At 38.4% G+C, this 19,556-nt stretch carries 15 protein-coding genes; 12 read left to right on the top strand and 3 right to left on the bottom strand.

Annotation, left to right across the window (positions count from 1 at the left end):
- The first annotated feature begins 71 nt into the window (after positions 1–71).
- Positions 72–536 carry a DinB family protein gene (locus H4O18_RS01515; RefSeq protein ID WP_187581335.1) on the top strand — a complete coding sequence of 155 codons (465 nt, stop codon included), beginning with the start codon at positions 72–74 and terminating at the stop codon, positions 534–536.
- Positions 537–539: 3 nt separating this feature from the next.
- On the opposite strand, the gene H4O18_RS01510 is transcribed toward H4O18_RS01515, so the two are convergent.
- Positions 540–1,283 carry a DUF3298 and DUF4163 domain-containing protein gene (locus tag H4O18_RS01510; RefSeq protein ID WP_187581334.1) on the bottom strand — a complete coding sequence of 248 codons (744 nt, stop codon included), beginning with the start codon at positions 1,281–1,283 and terminating at the stop codon, positions 540–542.
- Positions 1,284–1,372: 89 nt separating this feature from the next.
- Here H4O18_RS01510 and H4O18_RS01505 point away from each other — a divergent pair, with 89 nt between their 5' ends.
- The 4 genes from H4O18_RS01505 (at position 1,373) to H4O18_RS01490 (ending at position 7,243) form a co-directional block, all read left to right on the top strand.
- Positions 1,373–2,527 (top strand): cystathionine gamma-synthase, encoded by a 1,155-nt coding sequence (locus H4O18_RS01505; protein WP_187581333.1) that lies wholly within the window; start codon positions 1,373–1,375, stop codon positions 2,525–2,527.
- Between the two features lie 105 nt (positions 2,528–2,632).
- Positions 2,633–3,976, top strand: coding sequence for an NADP-specific glutamate dehydrogenase (gdhA, locus tag H4O18_RS01500; protein ID WP_187581332.1), 1,344 nt, complete (start codon positions 2,633–2,635; stop codon positions 3,974–3,976).
- 137 nt (positions 3,977–4,113) lie between these two features.
- The gene (gene recO / locus H4O18_RS01495; protein ID WP_187581331.1) at positions 4,114–4,833 is read left to right on the top strand and encodes a DNA repair protein RecO; all 720 of its coding nucleotides are present in this window, start codon (positions 4,114–4,116) and stop codon (positions 4,831–4,833) included.
- A 1-nt stretch (position 4,834) separates the two neighbouring features.
- Positions 4,835–7,243 (top strand): TonB-dependent receptor, encoded by a 2,409-nt coding sequence (locus H4O18_RS01490; protein WP_187581330.1) that lies wholly within the window; start codon positions 4,835–4,837, stop codon positions 7,241–7,243.
- 56 nt (positions 7,244–7,299) lie between these two features.
- On the opposite strand, the gene H4O18_RS01485 is transcribed toward H4O18_RS01490, so the two are convergent.
- On the bottom strand, positions 7,300–7,632 hold the full coding sequence (locus tag H4O18_RS01485; protein ID WP_187581329.1) for a hypothetical protein: 333 nt from the start codon (positions 7,630–7,632) through the stop codon (positions 7,300–7,302).
- A gap of 295 nt (positions 7,633–7,927) precedes the next feature.
- Here H4O18_RS01485 and H4O18_RS01480 point away from each other — a divergent pair, with 295 nt between their 5' ends.
- From H4O18_RS01480 to H4O18_RS01460, 5 genes are all read left to right on the top strand, one after another.
- Complete coding sequence (locus H4O18_RS01480; protein WP_187581328.1) at positions 7,928–8,875, top strand: DUF4382 domain-containing protein; 948 nt, start codon at positions 7,928–7,930, stop codon at positions 8,873–8,875.
- Positions 8,876–9,001: 126 nt separating this feature from the next.
- Positions 9,002–12,403, top strand: a complete 3,402-nt coding sequence (gene ileS, locus H4O18_RS01475; RefSeq protein WP_187581327.1) for an isoleucine--tRNA ligase — start codon at positions 9,002–9,004, stop codon at positions 12,401–12,403.
- Positions 12,404–12,407: 4 nt separating this feature from the next.
- Positions 12,408–12,791: a TraR/DksA family transcriptional regulator gene (locus tag H4O18_RS01470; RefSeq protein ID WP_187581326.1), complete on the top strand. Its 384-nt coding sequence runs from the start codon at positions 12,408–12,410 to the stop codon at positions 12,789–12,791.
- A gap of 34 nt (positions 12,792–12,825) precedes the next feature.
- Positions 12,826–13,446 carry a DUF4097 family beta strand repeat-containing protein gene (locus H4O18_RS01465; RefSeq protein WP_187581325.1) on the top strand — a complete coding sequence of 207 codons (621 nt, stop codon included), beginning with the start codon at positions 12,826–12,828 and terminating at the stop codon, positions 13,444–13,446.
- A gap of 34 nt (positions 13,447–13,480) precedes the next feature.
- Positions 13,481–14,122, top strand: a complete 642-nt coding sequence (locus H4O18_RS01460; protein WP_187581324.1) for a lipoprotein signal peptidase — start codon at positions 13,481–13,483, stop codon at positions 14,120–14,122.
- Here the strand turns inward: H4O18_RS01460 and H4O18_RS01455 are convergent.
- Complete coding sequence (locus H4O18_RS01455) at positions 14,100–14,660, bottom strand: 5-formyltetrahydrofolate cyclo-ligase (RefSeq protein WP_187581323.1); 561 nt, start codon at positions 14,658–14,660, stop codon at positions 14,100–14,102. The two genes, H4O18_RS01460 and H4O18_RS01455, sit on opposite strands and share 23 nt — an antisense overlap.
- Positions 14,661–15,240: 580 nt before the next feature.
- Here H4O18_RS01455 and uvrC point away from each other — a divergent pair.
- Positions 15,241–17,028, top strand: a complete 1,788-nt coding sequence (gene uvrC / locus H4O18_RS01450) for an excinuclease ABC subunit UvrC (protein WP_187581322.1) — start codon at positions 15,241–15,243, stop codon at positions 17,026–17,028.
- 17 nt (positions 17,029–17,045) lie between these two features.
- Positions 17,046–19,304, top strand: a complete 2,259-nt coding sequence (locus H4O18_RS01445; protein ID WP_187581321.1) for a patatin-like phospholipase family protein — start codon at positions 17,046–17,048, stop codon at positions 19,302–19,304.
- Positions 19,305–19,556: the final 252 nt, after the last annotated feature.

Raw genomic sequence — 19,556 nt, 5'->3', positions numbered from 1 at the left:
AACCCAATTACATTGAATTGTACTATTTTTAGCGGCAATTGTAAAAAATAATAACAGAAAACCCTTACGCTTTGGAAAACGCATTCAACATTACGCTTCAGAATAGAAAAACACTACACAAATTTTTAAAGGGGACACCAAAGGAGCTTCTTCTACAAATTCCAGATGGATACCGAAACAACATATGGTGGAATATTGCACATGTTGTTGTTACCCAACAGCTTTTGGTCTATAAACTTAGCGGACAACCCATGCGCCTGGACGATGCCTTAGTAGAGAAATTTAAAAAAGGTACTGTTCCGGACGGTATGGCAACGGATAAAGAATTGCAACTGGTGGAGGACTTATTATTGCCTACTGTAACATGGATGCAGGAAGACTATGAAAAAGGAATATTTAAAGGATACAATGAATACACTACCAGTGCCAATGTTACCTTAAGTAATGTAGAAGATGCCATTATGTTCAATGTGTATCATGAAGGACTGCATCTTGGAGCGATATTGTCCTTGCTAAAAGTCGTATCCAAGAAGTAGTTTTTAAGATTCTATCTTCAGTTTTAAATAAGGCTTTATTTCCTTGTAGGATAGCGTTAATATTATTGGGCCATCAGCATAGGAGGCCACTTCGTACTGCTCATAGAACAGCTGTAAGCCTTCTTGGGTAAAACCAATATTTTGGGGAAGGTGAAATTCATCATCCTCAAACATAAAGCCAGTGGCATTGACCGATCCTGTAGCCGGAATCTTTTCTTGCGCCCTAAATTTGCCTTCAACAAAATTTTGAAATTCCAAGGAATCCTTAAACAGTTCCATATTTTCCAGTTCCAAGCCCTTAGCCTTATCAAAATTTAAAAATCGAGTTGAGGAAAAACCATGGGCCCCACCTGTAAAGGAGTAAGAATTGACTTGAATCGTCAATATATTTTTATCTTCATAGGTCACTTTTCCCTCGATATCCGCTTCCCATCCCACCGGTTCATCGGGATAGATTTTTTTTAACTCCAAATATCCGTTTTTAAAAGATTGAATTGCCTCTTCAATATTGGTAGCTTCAATTTCATCATCATAAATAAGCATGGAAATCACCTCTTCTTGAAGCGAGTTGTTTATGGTGGCGCTTATAGGACTTTCATCTAGTGCCTTAGGAATATGGATAGTTACCTTCGGACAATTGGTGCAATTTTCTGAAGTGAATTCAATGGGTTCAAAAGTAATCCGTTCGTCATTTTTACAATTCCATAAAAACAAAACTATAAATAGATAGGCAAATTTAATCTTCATAAAGGCATTGGTGTTAGAAAGGTGTAAAGCTACAAGATCATTGTAATCTCAGAAAGATAAAGGTACATTTGTGTAGAGATATTTTGATCATGGGTAAAAAAGAATTAAAGTTCAATAGCAAAACTATTCATGGAGGGCAGTTTCCGGACAAGGCATATGGTGCCGTAATGCCCCCCATCTATCAAACTTCCACTTACGCACAGAGCACACCTGGAGGGCATAAGGGATATGAGTATTCCAGAAGTGCCAATCCAACAAGATCGGCATTGGAGAATTCCTTGGCCAGTATTGAAAATGGAAAATACGGTTTGGCTTTTGGCAGTGGATTGGCGGCCATTGATGCTGTAATTAAATTGTTGAATCCAGGGGACGAGGTTATTTCCACTAGTGACCTTTATGGGGGCAGCTATCGTATTTTTAAAAGGATATTTGAAAAATACGGTATCGTTTTCCATTTTGTTGGCATGCAGAATACCGATGAAATAAGTAAACACATTACTCTAAAGACCAAACTAATTTGGGTAGAAACCCCTACTAACCCAATGATGAATATTATTGATATTAAAAGTGTTTCCCAACTGGCAAAAAAGCATAAAATACTGCTTGCGGTGGATAATACCTTTGCAACGCCTTACTTACAGCTTCCTTTGGATTTGGGAGCCGACATAGTAATGCATTCGGCCACTAAATACCTCGGTGGCCATAGCGATGTGGTCCTTGGTGCCTTGGCGGTAAAAGATAAGGCCCTTGCTGACGAATTGTATTTTATACAAAATGCAAGCGGTGCCATATGTGGGCCAATGGATAGTTTTTTGGTACTGAGAGGGATAAAAACCTTGCACGTTAGGATGCAGCGTCACTGTGAAAATGGAAAAGCAGTAGCGGAATTCTTGGCAAATCACCCAAAAATTGAAAAAGTTTATTGGCCAGGATTCCCAAGTCACCCTAATCATGATGTGGCAAAAATGCAAATGAAAGATTTTGGGGGAATGATATCCTTTGTCCCAAAGGGTGGCAATTACGATAATGCCATAAAAATTGTTGAAAAACTACAAATTTTTACACTTGCCGAATCCTTAGGCGGGGTAGAGAGTTTGGCGGGCCATCCGGCTAGCATGACCCATGCAAGTATTCCTAAGAAAGAACGGGAAAAAAGTGGTGTAGTAGATGCACTGATTCGACTCAGTGTAGGTATTGAGGATAAGGATGATTTAATTGATGACTTAAGGCAGGCCATCGAATAAGTATTTTTGTCAAATTTTGAAAAAAATAGGGTTTAAATTATAGAAATACTATAATTTTGCCTTCAAACTCAATATTTATCAACAATTATCAATAACTCAGATTTTATGGAAGACAAAATAAACGCCTTTATGGAGGAGGTAAAAGGTCGTAATAGCCACGAGCCTGAATTCATACAAGCTGTACAAGAAGTAGCAGAAACAGTTATACCCTACATTAGCAATAATGAGATTTACAATGGAAAGAATATTCTGTTGAGGATGGTGGAGCCGGAAAGATTAATATCCTTTAGGGTTTCTTGGGTAGATGATGACGGTGAAATACATGTAAATAGAGGTTATAGAATTCAAATGAATTCGGCTATCGGTCCTTATAAGGGCGGGCTTAGGTTCCATCCAACCGTAAACGCAAGTGTTTTAAAATTCCTAGCCTTTGAGCAGGTTTTTAAGAATAGCTTAACCACCCTGCCGATGGGTGGAGGTAAAGGAGGGTCCGACTTTGATCCGAAAGGGAAATCCAATGATGAGGTAATGCGTTTTTGCCATGCCTTTATGACGGAACTATGTAGGCATATTGGACCCAACACGGATGTTCCCGCTGGGGATATAGGCGTTGGTGCCAGGGAAATAGGTTTTTTGTTCGGGATGTATAAAAAGATTAGAAATGAGTTTACCGGGGTTTTAACTGGTAAAGGTCTTTCTTGGGGAGGGTCTAAAATACGCCCCGAAGCTACAGGATATGGCACCGTATATTTTGCCCAAAGCATGTTGCAGTCCAAAAAGGACGATGTTAAGGGTAAGACCGTGGTAATTTCAGGTTCCGGTAACGTAGCACAATATGCAGCCGAAAAAGTAATCCAATTGGGCGGAAAAGTAGTTACACTTTCCGATTCCAGTGGTTATATCTACGATAAGGAAGGTATAGACGCGGAAAAACTGGCCTTCGTAATGGATATTAAAAATAATAAACGCGGTAGAATATCCGATTATATTAACAAGTATAAATCGGCAGAATTCCATGAAGGAAAAACTCCTTGGGGTGTTCCATGTGAAATGGCCCTGCCATGTGCAACCCAAAATGAGTTGGACGGTGAAGATGCCAAGTTGTTGTTGAAAAATGGATGTATCTGTGTTGCCGAAGGAGCCAATATGCCTTCGACCCCTGAAGCAATACATGCTTTTCACGAGGCAAAAATACTATTTGCCCCAGGTAAGGCATCCAATGCAGGAGGAGTGGCCACTTCTGGTTTGGAAATGTCCCAGAATTCACTGCGTATTAGTTGGACTAGGGAAGAGGTAGATGAGCGATTGCAAAAAATAATGAAGGACATTCATGATTCTTGTATAGAATATGGAATGGACGAAGATGGATATTGTAATTATGTGAAAGGAGCAAATATTGCCGGTTTCGTAAAAGTTGCGGACGCAATGTTGGCACAGGGAGTAATATAACGTTTTACAAGGCGGTATTAGGTCCCGGTAGCTTATCGGGAATAAAGAATACTTTTTTAAACAATTCAGGACCCGTAAGGTTTTATATAACCTTACGGGTCTCTTTGTACTATCTTTGCTCCAAGACATAGATCATAATGCAGGTTAACACTAAAGCCATTGTTTTAACGTCTATTAAATATGGGGATACCAGTTTAATAGTTAGAATATTTACCTTATCGGATGGAATAAAATCTTATCTGTTGAGGGGTATTCTTACCTCAAAAAAAGGGAAGTTAAAAACCGCCTATTTTCAGCCTTTGCTGCAATTGGATTTGGTGGCCTCCCATAAGAACAAGGGAACCCTGGAAAGGATTATTGAAGCTAGGGTAAGTTATCACTACCAAACGCTCCACACCGATATTGCCAAAAATGCCATTACGTTTTTTTTGGCAGAAATGTTGGGTAATAGTATACATGAGGAGGAGCGCAATGAGGGGCTGTTTAATTTTATTGAAGCTTCTCTGCAGTGGTTGGATTCCCATGACGAATTTGCTAATTTTCATCTTTACTTTTTATTGTCCTTGACCAGATATTTTGGTTTTTATCCAGACACCAATAATATGGATTTTCTATACTTTGACCTTTTGGAGGGGGAGTTTATTAAATCGCCATCCTTAAATCCAATCCTAGGCGGGGAGAATTTAAAATACTTTAAGGAATTTTTGGGCATAAATTTTGATGCAATACATACTATTAAACTTAACAAAAAGAACCGTCAGGAGCTCTTAAAAACCCTTATCCTATATTTTGAATTACATTTGCAGGGATTTAGAAAACCGAAGTCATTGGCCGTTTTAAATGAAGTTTTTAGCTAATATGCAAAAGATAGTTTTCATAATTGTTCTCTTTTTATTTCAGGGGATAACGGGACAGGAAATTGTTATTTTGGACGAGGAGGACCATCAGCCGATTCCCAATGTAATGGTTTATAATTGGGATAAATCCAGAACAACCCTTTCCGACTTTGATGGTAAGTGTGACCTATCCAGATTTGATCAGGGCGAGCGCATTACTTTCTCGCACATAGGTTACCAAAATTTTAGAAGTACAAAGGCCCATATGCTAAGAAAAGGAAAGCTCTATTTGGCATTGAATGCCGAGCAGCTGGATGAGGTGGTGATGTCTATCTCAAAATGGGAGCAACAGAAAAAGGATATTCCGCAGAAAATAGCCTTAATAAACGCCAAGACAATTGATTTTACGGCCCCCCAAACTTCGGCAGACCTCCTTCAAAATAGTGGTAAAGTATTTGTGCAGAAAAGTCAACTTGGAGGAGGAAGCCCAATGATTAGGGGTTTTGCAACAAATAGATTATTGCTTACAGTAGATGGGGTTCGCATGAACAACGCTATATTTAGGGGGGGTAACATACAAAATGTAATTTCCATTGACCCTTTTTCAATTAAAAGTACAGAAGTAATTTTTGGGCCTGGATCTGTAATCTATGGTTCCGATGCCATTGGTGGAGTTATGAATTTTTATACCAATAATCCACAATTTTCCAAGACGGATAGTTTAAATTTTTCAGGAAAAGGAAATTATAGGTATTCCTCGGCAAATAACGAGAATACCTTTCATTTGGATTTCAATTTGGGCAAAAAGGAATGGGCTTTTTTGAGCAGTGTAACATATAACGAATTTGCCGATCTAAAGATGGGGTCTCATGGTCCATCATCCTATTTAAGGAATAGTTATGTAGTAACGGAAAACGGACAGGATGAGCTTCGGGAAAACCAAAATTCCCAAAAGCAGTTGCCCTCGGGTTATGATCAAATTAATTTAATGCAAAAAGTGGTCTTTAAACCCAATAATAATTGGAATGTCAATTTAAGTGCCTATTATTCAGAAACCTCGGATTACTCCAGATATGACAGACTTATTAGGCCATCCAAGGACGGGCTTGGCCTACGTTCCGCAGAATGGTTTTATGGCCCTCAGAAATGGTTTATGGGGAACCTTCAATTTTATAAAAATGGTAAAGGAAAGTTTTATGATGGGCTAAAAATATCTACCGCCTATCAAAAGTTTGAGGAAAGTAGGAACGATAGGGGTTTTCAGGACCCAATAAGGTATATGACCAAGGAGAATGTTGATGCTATTTCCACGAACATAGATTTTGAAAACAAACGGATAGGTAATCTTAGGCTTTACTATGGAGGGGAGTACGTATTTAATAAAATCGGCTCCATTGGAAATGAGTATAACGTAGAGATCCTTGCTTTGTCACCTTCGGCATCAAGATATCCTGATAATTCTACTTGGCAAACCCTTGCAGGCTATATTAGCGGTGAGTTAAGTGCGAAGCCAAACTTTACTTTCTTATCGGGACTGCGCTATAGTCATGTTTGGATTGATGCCGTTTTTGATCAGACTTTTTATACCTTCCCTTTTAATGATGCCGACCTTAGCACAGGAGCCTTAACCGGGAGTATTGGCTTTAGTTGGTTTCCGAAAGCGGATTTACAGTTAACAGTCAATGGGTCTACGGGATTTAGGGCCCCAAATATAGATGATGTGGGTAAAATATTTGATTCCGAGCCGGGGTCAGTGGTGGTTCCAAATCCGGAATTGGAACCCGAATATGCCTATAATTTGGAGGTGGGTATCCAGAAAAATTTCAATGATAAATTAATGCTAAAAGGAGCTGCATTTTATACTTATTTGGTAGATGCCATGGTCCGAAGGGATTTTCAATTTAATGGTAGCAACGAAATAGATTATAACGGGGAGTTGAGTAATGTCCAGGCCATACAGAACGCGGCTAAAGCATATGTCTACGGGTTCGAGTTTGGATTGGATGCCTTTTTAACGGAAAGTCTGTCCGTAAATTCCAATCTTACCCTTACCAATGGCATAGAGGAAGAACAGGATGGTACGGATACTCCAGGAAGACATGTGGCACCCACCTTTGGGGATTTTCATTTAATATGGAAGAAGCAAAAATTGAAAACCGATCTTTTTGTCAACTTTAATGGGGAAATTAGCTATGACGATATGGCAATGTCCGAAAAAACCAAAGAATATATTTATGCAGTGGATGCCGATGGCAATCCGTACTCGCCATCCTGGTATACTTTAAACCTCCGTTCGCAATATCAATTTTCGCATGCATTAAAGGTTACCGCAAATCTGGAGAATATTACAGATCAAAGGTATCGTTCTTATTCCTCGGGAATTGTTGCCCCTGGAATCAATTTAATATTGGGGGTGGGATATACATTTTAAAAATAAAAGCCCGGTGTTTCAATACCGGGCTTGAGTTTTAATGCATATAAGGAAATCTATTCCTCGATTTCCTCTTTTACTTCCTTGACGGCGGCCTTAGTTTTATCAGCTGCCTTATTAGCGGCATCTTTTACGTTTTCACCAACTTTCTTAGCGGCGTCACCGGTCTTATCCAAGGCTTCGGAACCTGCTTCCTTTATATCGTCTCCCATTTCTTTGGCAGCATCTTTAACATCTTCTCCCACTTTTTTCATATCCTCACCAACATCTTTTAACGCCTCATTTGTTTCTTCCATAGCATCTTTGGCTTTTTCCTTGGTCTCCCTACAGGATATAAACGAAATGCTCAGGGCAATCATCAAAATAGAACTTAAAATTACTTTTTTCATGTTTTTGGTTTTTAGAGTTTAGAAATAACCTCTGATACCTATATACGTAAGAATTAATGTTTCAGCCTTTTTGGGCGCAATAGGAGAAATAGGGAAAAAGATTAATTGTAATAGTTGAATATTGGGGTAATCATATTTCTGAGGTCTAAACCGTAAAAAAAATGTAAGAAAATTAATCATTTAGGCTTCTGAAAATCAGGAATCTACATGAAAATCGATTTTTAATGTAATTTTTTTAGGTAGGGTAAGAATAGCCTTGATTGTTATATAGGCAAATGTTTAAAACTAAATTATTATGAAGAATTATTTAAAGATTTCAGGATTAGCTTTAATAGCGTTAGTTGGGATGATGTCATGTAATAAAGATGATGATTCCGCCATGGAGGGGGAATCGTATAATACATCTTTTGAAGTTACGGATGCACCTATAGATAATGCCGAAGTAGAGGCAGTTTTTGTTACAATAACCAATGTTTCCGTAGACGGAAAGTCATTGGAAGGTTTTAGCGCAACAACTATAAACCTAGCAGCTTTGGTCAATGGTAAAACAGAGGCTTTGGGCAATTTGGATTTACAGGCTAAATCGTATTCAAGTATTGTTTTTGAATTGGATTTTGATAAAGATGTGAATGGTGATGCTCCTGGTTGTTATGTGGAAAAGGCCAACGGCGAAAAAGATGCTTTGGTTGCCTCATCCAACAAAATCACCATAAATGATAAGTTTGAGGTTCTTGCCAATGCCACCAATGTTATTGTAGTGGATTTCGACCTTAGGAAAACTATTAAGGAAGAGAAGGACGGATTATCCAGTGACTTTAATTTTGTGACCATGAGCGAGCTTTCAGCTGGGATTAGAACTGTAAATGCAGAAATGACTGGAAAAATTTCTGGAAGTGTGAACGACGTAAACAACACATCTGACAAGATTATTGTCTACGCCTATGAAAAAGGGACATTCAACGCTGATGTTGAAACCAAGGGAAAAGGGGACAGTGGAGTCACTTTTGCCAATGCGGTAACCAGTGCGGAAGCAAAAGGTCTAAACGGTTCCTATAGTCTGGATTTCTTGGAAGAAGGGGAGTACGAATTAATTTTTGCTTCTTATAAGGAGGATGAAGGTAGTGGGTTCTCTTTCAGCTCTTTGTTGAATGTGGAGTCGACCACAGGGATTAATTTGGGTGCTATCACGGTAAGCTCGGCCATCCAAATAAGTGCAAATGTTACCGTAACCGGGTCAAAATAATTTAATCTACTAATATAAATAATAAAAAGCTCCTTTTCGAAGGGGCTTTTTGCTTGTAACAGAATCATTTTACACTAAAAATCATTAGTTTTGCAAACTTAAAATGTAGCATTAGAAGCTGTTATTATGAAGTTTGCAGAATACAAGGGTTTAGATTTACCGAAAGTTGCGGAGGAGGTATTACACTATTGGAAAGAGAACAATGTTTTTGAGAAAAGTGTAAGCAGTAGGGAAGGCAAAGATAGTTTTGTTTTCTACGAAGGACCACCTTCAGCAAATGGATTGCCTGGTATTCACCATGTGATGGCCCGGACCATAAAGGATATTTTTCCGCGCTATAAGACCATGAAAGGTTTTCAAGTAAAGCGTAAGGCCGGATGGGATACCCATGGACTTCCAATAGAGTTGGGAGTCGAAAAGGAATTGGGTATCACCAAAGAGGACATTGGCACCAAAATATCGGTTGAGGAATACAACGCGGCCTGTAAGAAGGCGGTTATGCGGTATACCGATGTTTGGAACGCCATGACCGAAAGAGTAGGATATTGGGTAGACATGGAAGACCCCTATATTACCTACAAATCCAAGTATATGGAATCTGTTTGGTGGTTACTAAAACAGATTTATGAAAAGGGGCATATTTATAAGGGGTATACCATCCAACCCTATTCCCCAAAGGCAGGTACTGGATTAAGTTCTCACGAGCTGAATCAGCCGGGCACCTATCAAGATGTTACGGATACCACTGTAGTGGCCCAGTTTAAGACCAATAAAGAAACACTGCCACAGAATTTTAAAGACGCCAAGGGCGATGTTTTCTTTCTGGCATGGACAACAACTCCTTGGACATTGCCGTCGAATACAGCTCTAACTGTAGGTTCCAAGATAGAATATGTTCTTGTGAAAACCTTCAACCAATATACCTTTGAACCTATGCATGTTGTTCTGGCCAAATCCTTGGTAGGAAAACAATTTAGCGGTAAGTTTTTTGAGGTGGAAAGTGATGCGGATTTTGAAAATTATACGTCTACGGACAAGAAAATACCGTATCAAATTATTACCAGCGCAAAAGGTCAGGAACTAGTAGGAGTTACATATGAACAACTACTGGATTATGTACTGCCTTATCAAAATCCAGAAAATGCCTTTAGGGTCATAACAGGTGATTTTGTTACCACAGAAGATGGAACTGGTATAGTGCACACGGCACCCACTTTTGGGGCAGATGATGCCTTGGTAGCAAAACTTGCCGAACCGGAGGTGCCGCCTATGTTGGTCTTGGATGAAAATAACAATGCAGTTCCCTTGGTGGATCTTCAGGGGAGATTTAGACCTGAAATGGGAGAGTTTGCCGGTAAATATGTAAAGAACGAGTACTACGACGATGGTGAGGCCCCGGAACGGTCGGTAGATGTAGAGATCGCCATCAAGTTAAAAGAAGAAAACAGGGCCTTTAAGGTGGAAAAATACGTTCACAGTTATCCCAACTGCTGGCGCACAGATAAGCCTATCCTATATTACCCCTTGGATTCATGGTTTATAAAGGTCACGGATGTAAAAGATAGGATGTTCCAATTAAATCAATCCATTAATTGGAAACCTAAAGCCACAGGGGAAGGAAGATTTGGCAATTGGTTGGCGAATGCCAATGATTGGAATCTTTCCCGCTCACGGTATTGGGGAATTCCGTTGCCAATATGGCGGACGGAAGATGGTAAGGAAGAAGTGATGATAGGTTCTGTTGCCGAGCTTAAGGATGAAATGAAAAAGGCGGTGGCTGCAGGAGTATTGGGGGAAGATATCTTTGCTGAATTTGTTGTTGGCGATATGACGGAGGCCAATTACGACAAAATAGACCTACACAAAAATATTGTAGATCAGATAATCTTGGTGTCTGCCTCCGGAAAACCGATGAAGCGGGAAAGTGACTTGATAGATGTTTGGTTCGATAGTGGTTCTATGCCCTACGCGCAATGGCACTACCCTTTTGAGAATAAGGATTTAATAGATGAAGGAAAGACTTTTCCGGCCGATTTTATAGCGGAAGGGGTGGATCAAACCCGTGGTTGGTTTTATACGCTACACGCCATAGCTACTATGGTTTTCGATTCTGTGGCCTACAAAAATGTTGTTTCCAATGGCCTGGTATTGGATAAGGAAGGTAAGAAAATGTCCAAACGTCTTGGCAATGCGGTAGACCCTTTTGAAACCATGGATGAATTTGGGGCCGATGCCACTCGATGGTATATGATATCCAATGCAAATCCATGGGACAATCTAAAGTTTGATGTGGAGGGAATTGCCGAAGTAAAACGTAAGTTTTTTGGAACTTTGTACAACACCTACTCATTTTTTGCGCTGTATACCAACATAGATGGATTTAATTATAGTGAAGAGGAAATTCCACTAAACGAAAGACCGGAAATAGATCAATGGATCTTATCCGAACTTCATTCCTTGATCAAAGTTGTGGATGAAGCATATGGGGATTACGAACCCACCAGGGCCACCAGGGCCATATCGGATTATGTGCAGGAAAACCTTAGCAATTGGTATGTGCGCTTGAGCAGAAGGCGTTTTTGGAAAGGTGATTATCAAAAAGATAAAATATCGGCTTACCAAACACTGTATACATGTTTGACCACTGTGGCAAAACTTTCGGCACCGGTTGCTCCGTTTTATATGGATAGACTGTACAAAGATTTAACAATTACGACGCAGAAAGAGCCTTTTGAAAGTGTACATTTGGCCGATTTTCCTCAATATGATGCCTCGTTGGTAAATAAGGAACTGGAAAGTAAAATGGCTAAGGCACAGACCATATCATCCTTGGTTTTGTCCATTCGTCAGAAAGAGAAGATCAAAGTGCGCCAACCATTGCAAAAGATTATGATTCCGGTATTGGACAATAAGCAAAGGTTGGAAATTGAAGCTGTTGCCGATTTGATAAAGTCCGAAGTGAACGTGAAAGAGATAGAATTGCTGGATGACGCTTCTGGAATCTTGGTAAAACAAATTAAGCCAAATTTTAAAACCTTGGGGCCAAAATTTGGGAAGGATATGAAGTTGATTGCCAGTGCCGTAGCGCAGTTGGATCAGGATGATATCCAAAAAATTGAACAGGAAGGCGAAATTTTGCTGCATATTGATAATAAAAGTATTACTTTACAGTTACAGGATGTAGAAGTTTCCTCTCAAGACATAGAAGGTTGGTTGGTGGCAAGTTCAGGACATCTCACAGTGGCCTTGGATATTTCTATCAATGAGGACCTAAGAAAGGAAGGTATTGCTAGGGAACTAGTCAATAGAATTCAAAACCTAAGAAAGGAATCTGGTTTTGAAGTGACAGATAAAATAGATATTAAATTATTGAAAAATGGATTTGTCCAGGAAGCGGTAGAAAGTAATATTGCATATATTAAGACCGAGACCTTGGCAGCAGAACTTAACTTTGAAGAGAGCTTGGACATGGGAATCGAAATAGCTTTCGATGAAGTTAATACCAGATTGTTTATAGTAAAACATTAAGATTATGGCCGAAGAATTAAAAGTAAGGTACGCGGATAAGGATTTAAACGAGTTTAAAGTCCTGATCGAGGAGAAAATTGTAAAAGCAAAAAGTCACTTGGAACTTTTAAAGAGTTCTTATATGAATGATGGTAATAACGGTACGGATGATACTTCACCAACGTTCAAGGCTTTTGAGGAAGGCTCGGAAACAATGAGCAAGGAAGCTAATACCCAATTGGCCATTAGACAGGAGAAATTTATTAGAGATCTAAAAAACGCTTTATTACGCATAGAAAACAAAACCTATGGTATTTGCCGTGTTACTGGAAAGCTGATCAGTAAAGAGCGACTAAAGTTAGTACCGCACGCTACGCTGAGTATAGAAGCAAAAAACATGCAATCCTAAAATTTAAAAACGCCTAAAAAGGCGTTTTTTTATTATGAGAACAATTGTAGTTTTTGTTTTCCTAATGGGTACTTGTTTTTTAGCTGCCCAAAAAATGGTTGTTAAAACCATAGAAGACACCAATATTTCGTTTATTCAGATCGATGCCAAGAATTGTTATACCGTTGCCTTGGAAACTGTGGATATTCCTAATATAACCGTGGTGGGAGCTATGGATGGCGAGTATTTACAAAATTTATTGGTAAATGTAAAACAGGAGGGAACCTCACTATTGGTCAATACGGGATTTCAACCCAATTTTATTCTTCCCAACGATAAATTAAGTACGCACAAGGTGGTCTCCATCTCCTTGAAAATCTCAATTCCAAAATACCTCAATGTCCTATTGTACGGAACCAGCACCAATGTTGACGTTACCGGGGAATATGGCGACCTAAAAATTAGCTTATCAGATGGCAGATGTGTCTTTGAGGGAGCGGGAGAAAATGTTTCTGTGAGCACCCTAAGTGGAAATATTGACCTAATTACAAAAAATGCCGATATTTTGGCAATTACCAAATATGGCCAAATTAATCGTGAAGCTATATCTTCTGGAGATAATCATTTTAGTCTTAATTCTGTAAGCGGACATATCAACATAAGGAAAACCGAATAATATGTTTATTTTTGCCGAACCTATTTTTTAAGTAATGAGTTTAAAGAAATCCCTGATTATCATAATTGTAATACTGGCCATCGACCAGATAAGTAAAGTTTATATTAAAACAAACTTTGTTTTAGGCGAATCGGTAGATGTATTTAGTTGGTTTAAGATTTTGTTTATCGAAAATGAAGGTGCTGCTTGGGGAACTAAATTAAGCGATTTACTGCCGATATCCGATGTGGTGGGAAAGTTGATACTGACTATATTTCGGTTATTCGCCATTATTGGAATAGGCTACTGGTTGTATGATACCATAAAAAAGAATTCTTCCAAAACCCTAATACTGGCGGTATCCCTCATATTCGCCGGAGCTTTGGGAAATATTTTGGATTCTGTATTTTACGGAATGATTTTTAACGATAGCTATTCGCAAGTAGCAACTGCCTTTTCTTCGGACCCTTATGGTAGTATATTTCATGGAAAGGTGGTAGATATGCTTTACTTCCCCATGATAGACTCAGTTTGGCCGGAGTGGGTGCCCATGGTAGGTGGAAATAATTTTCGTTTTTTCGAACCTGTCTTTAATATTGCGGATACGGCAATTAGCACAGGCGTGGGTATTTTAATTGTTTTTAATAAAAAAGCTTTTGCGGAAAGTTCGGAAGTTAAAACGAATATATCCGATTAGGAGTAACGCAATAGTTTAAAGGTATATCGTGCGGATTTATATCCATTATTTTTTCCTCCGCGTCAAAAAGGGAGAGTCCCACCTTAATAACATCCGGTTTGCACTTTTGTAATAGCACATCATAAAAACCCTTCCCGTAACCAACTCTGTGGCCCTTCAGGTCAAAAGCCATTAACGGAAGAAATACCACGTCTATTTTCTCTGGAGGCACTTCAATTCCGTCTACTGGTTCAGGGATGTTCCAGTGATTTTTTTTGATAGGGGTGCTATCGGTAAGTAAAAAGTTGATCAAATTTTGGTCGTCCAACATTTTAGGAAGAAGAATATTTTTGTCCTTGCCTTGTAAAATGGACATTATAAAGCTGGTATCGACTTCTTTTTTTTCAGTAATGGAAAGGAATAAATGATAGTAGGAATAATTCCAAATGGGTAATTTAAGCAGCAGGTTGGCTAGTGATAAACTTAAATCTGATATTTTTTGTGGAGTAAGATTTTTACGGCGTTCTGAGTAGATTAAACGCAAATCTTTTTTCAACATATATAGTTGGTTATAATCGGGGCTTTCGGGGGCAGGGATACATCAAGAAAACTATTCCTTGGAAGCCACTGCATAATAAATTTTGAAAAAAAGCATAAGAATTAAATATGTTCCCAAAGTTATTATATAGTTGTCCATGCGTTAAATGATTTTAATTTTTCTAAATATAGGTAAAATATATATAAATCATCCGCCAAGGGTATCATTTTATCGATGAAATACACGTTTTTTAACAATTATTTTTGATTTTGGATTATTTCTCATGTAAAAATTTCTAACGAATTAGGTTAATATGCTGTATTACAATTAGTTATAAAATAGTGTACGATAACGGTAATTTGGACTCAAAGTACATTTAATCGATAATTTTTTTTGACTTAACGAATTTTATTGGATTATAGATGGAAATTGGAGAGGGATAATTTCCAAATTGAGTATACAAATGTCAACCAAATGATTATCTAATTTATTTTTTTTCAAATCTGAAGAGGGGAGTTAAAAAACTATAAATTTTGTGTCCTTTGGGAAAAAGACAGTAATTTTCCTAAGTCAAGCAAAACAGAAAATCTCCTTAGAATAAATGTCCCATATAGCTATAGAAGTTCAATTGAGTTCGCTACCTGCCAATCCAGGGGTATATCAATTTTATGATGTAGAAGATAGGATTCTATATGTAGGCAAGGCCAAGAACTTAAAAAAAAGGGTTAGTTCATATTTTAATAAGCAACATGAGATTGGAAAAACCCGTGTTCTTGTAAAGAAAATAAGGTCTATTAGACATATTGTTGTGCCTACCGAGTCCGATGCGCTTCTACTGGAAAATAATCTAATTAAGAAATACCGCCCTAGGTATAATGTATTGCTCAAGGACGATAAAACGTTTCCGTGGATTTGTATCAAAAAGGAAAAGTTTCCCAGGATCTTTCCTACTAGGAAATTTATCAAGGATGGGTCGGAATATTTTGGGCCGTACACTAGTATGAAAACCGTTCATACCTTATTGGACCTAATTAAAAGTGTATATCCGTTGCGCACTTGTAATTATGATCTTTCTTCAGAGAAAGTAGCGGCAGGTAAATATAAGGTTTGTTTGGAGTATCATTTGGGAAATTGTAAGGGCCCCTGTGAAGGTTACCAGTTGGAGGAAGACTACAATAGGCAGATACAGGAGATACGGGAAATTATTAAAGGTAATTTTAAATCATCCCTTCACTATTTCAAAACGCAGATGATTGCCTTGGCGCAGGATATGAAGTTTGAGGAAGCACAACTAATAAAGGATAAGATAGATGTTTTGGAAAATTATCAGGTAAAGACCACTATTGTAAACCCAAAGATTAATAATGTTGATGTGTTTACCATAATTTCCGATGAAGTTTTTGCTTATGTTAATTTTCTGCAACTTTCCCACGGCTCCATCATACGTTCCCATACCATGGAAATAAAAAAGAAATTGGATGAAACGGATAGTGATTTGCTGCAATTGGCAATAGTTGAGATAAGACAAAGGTTCAATTCGAATTCAACCGAGATATATGTCCCTTTTGCTGTTACCTTGGAAGCGCACCTAAAAGTGGTCGTGCCCAAGTTGGGAGATAAAAAAAAGATACTGGATCTTTCAGAGCGCAATGCTAAATTTTTTAGACAGGACAGGTTTAAACAAATAATGATCATAGATCCGGATAGGCACACAAATAGAATAATGGGGCAAATGAAAAAGGATTTGAGACTTTCTACGGAACCAAGATATATTGAGTGTTTTGATAATTCCAACATTCAAGGAAGCAATCCGGTAGCAGCCTGTGTTGTTTTCAGGGATGGTAAACCTTCAAAAAAGGAGTATAGGCATTATAATATCAAAACTGTAGATGGCCCTGATGACTTTGCTTCTATGGAGGAGGTTGTTTTTAGGCGATATAAGCGTCTTTTGGAGGAGCAACAGCCTTTGCCACAACTGATTGTGATAGACGGGGGCAAGGGTCAGCTGTCATCCGCTTTAAAAAGTTTGGATATATTGGGAATAAGAGGAAAAATAGCCATTATTGGCATTGCTAAAAGATTGGAGGAAATTTACTTCCCAGAAGATCCTATTCCTTTATATTTGGATAAAAAGTCCGAATCATTAAAGATAATTCAACAACTGCGAAATGAAGCCCATAGATTTGGGATTACATTTCACAGAAACAAACGAAGCAAGGCCGCCATTAATTCCGAATTGGAAAGTATAGAGGGCATAGGGGAAAAAACCGTTGAGGAATTGTTGAAAAATTATAAATCGGTTAAAAGGATAAAGGAAGCCAGTTTAGAGAATTTGGCTCAAACCATTGGAATGTCAAAAGCCAAGAAAATTTACGAAAACTTTCATTAAAGAGTTATCTTAACTACATGCTAAAGTCACTGTATATATTTTGTTTACTAATTTTTCCGCAACTATTCCATGCACAGGAAAAGACCGAAAATAAGGATGTGAAAGTGGGGCTGGTCTTGAGCGGTGGTGGGGCAAAAGGATTGGCGCATATAGGGGCCTTAAAAGTCATTGAAGAGGCAGGGGTTAAAATCGACTATATAGCGGGTACCAGTATGGGAGCCATTGTTGGGGCACTATACGCTTCAGGGTATACCGCCAAGGAGTTGGACTCTATTTTTAAAAGCACGGATTTCCAAACATTAATACAGGACAACGTGCCAAGAAGCGCCAAAACATTTTACGAGAAAGAAGATTCGGAAAGATATGCGTTGACACTTCCGTTCAACAAGTTTAAAATCTCCATTCCTCAGGCCATATCAGGAGGGCAAAGTATCTACAATGAGTTTGTAAGATTATTGTACCATGTTAAGGACATTGATGACTTTAGCAAACTTCAAATTCCATTTGTGTGCATGGCCACAGATGTAGAAACTGGGGACGAGGTTCTGTTGAATAAAGGATATTTACCTGAGGCAATTTTGGCCAGCGGAACATTTCCATCACTTTTCAGACCGGTGGAGATAAACGGGAGGGTGTTGATAGATGGTGGTGTGGTAAATAATTATCCTATCGGGGAGTTAAAGAAGATGGGTGCCGATATTGTAATAGGTGTAGATGTGCAACATGGACTGTCGGACAGGGAATCCTTGTTGAGCGCTACGGAAATTCTGCTACAGATAAATAATTATAGAACGGTGCGCGATATGGAAAAAAAATCGGCCCTAACAGATATTTATATTACCCCTGATATCAAAGACTACTCCGTTATAGATTTTGACATGGGAAAATCTATAATTGACAAAGGTGAGGAAGCAGCTAGATTACATATTCCGGAGTTGCTGAAAGTTGCTGCACAGCCCTATTTACAAAGACCAAAGGTATCTGCTGCAAGGATAAAAGATACCTTGTATATCAACGAATTGACGATCCAAGGAAATTACAATTATTCCAGGGCCTATATAAAAGGTAAGTTGAGATTTAATGTCGATGATAAAATAACTTTTAACAAACTTCAGCAGGGAATCAACAATTTGTCCGCTACAGGCAATTTTAGGGCAATTAAGTACGAGTTGCTCAATAATGGAGAAGGGGTGGGTTTGTTGTTGAATGTGAAAGAGAATCCAGATAAAATGTTCATTCGCTTAGGGGTTCATTTTGATGATCTTTATAAAAGTGCTGGAATTGTTAACCTAACTAGGAAGAACGTTTTAATGGATGATGATGTGGCCTCAATCGATATGATTATTGGTGACAATCTTAGGTACAATCTGGAATATTATGTGGACAAAGGTTTTTATTGGAGTTTTGGGATAAATTCCAGATTCGATGATTTTAATAAGGAAATAGATTTTGATTTGATAAAATCCAATTTTGATGTCGACAATAATTCCAATATTAGAAAAATTAACTTAAGCGCTACGGATTTAACCAACCAGGTTTATGTGCAAACCGTTATAGAGGAAGAATTTTCCTTTACTCTTGGATTGGAACATAAATTATTGAAATATAGCACCAAAACCTTGGGGCAGCTAGATACCATTGCCAACCCCTCTGGAACGGGAAATAAGAGGACCTATTTTGAAAAAAGTAATTATTACAGTACCTACGGGCAGCTTACCTTTGATACTTATGATGATATTTACTTCCCTACCAAAGGTCTGTTTTTTGATGGGGATTTTCATTTTTATGTACTATCATCGGACTTTAACAATAATTTTAAGGAATTCTCCATTGGCAAGGCCCGAATGGGCGGGGCGTTTTCCCTGGCAAGAAATATATATTTAAACCTTGAAACTGAAGGTGGATTTAAATGGGGCATATCCCCTATTACCTCCCTCGATTTTGTGTTGGGGGGGTATGGGACCCATTTAATAAACAATTTTATCCCGTTTTACGGATATGATTTTTTAAGTTTGGTGGGGAACAGTTATGTGAAGGCATATGCTAGATTGGATTATGAGTTTGTTCCCAAAAATCATATTTTGTTGGCTGCAAATCTTGCCAATGTGGGCGATGATCTCTTTAGAACCGCAGATTGGTTTAAAGCCCCTGCTTATTCCGGCTATGGCCTGGGTTATGGGTTTGAGTCCTTTATTGGGCCTATTCAGGTGTTCTATTCCTATTCCCCTGAAATCAAGGAGAACCACTTTTATTTTAGTATTGGTTATTGGTTTTAGGCGTTGCTTAGTCAGGGGATCTGTGAAATTAAAAAGGACTGGCCTTAACAGTTATTGCCAAGATTTATTACGATATTTGTTAAACAGGATTTTGATCATGCTTCAATTTAGAATTGATATTACTGCCCATCTTAGGGCAATGTGGTAATTTACCGCAACATATTGGTTATCTGAGCTCTGGCTTATAAGATAACGGAACTTTCATTTTTTTTTAGCTAAGGATTTGGCTATTTATGTTACAATTCAATTCAA

The organism is Arenibacter arenosicollis (assembly GCF_014397245.1).
Taxonomy (GTDB): Bacteria; Bacteroidota; Bacteroidia; order Flavobacteriales; family Flavobacteriaceae; genus Arenibacter; species Arenibacter arenosicollis.
The sequence above is the reverse complement of the archived record's forward strand: the minus strand, read 5'-3'. Positions and strand labels throughout refer to the sequence as shown.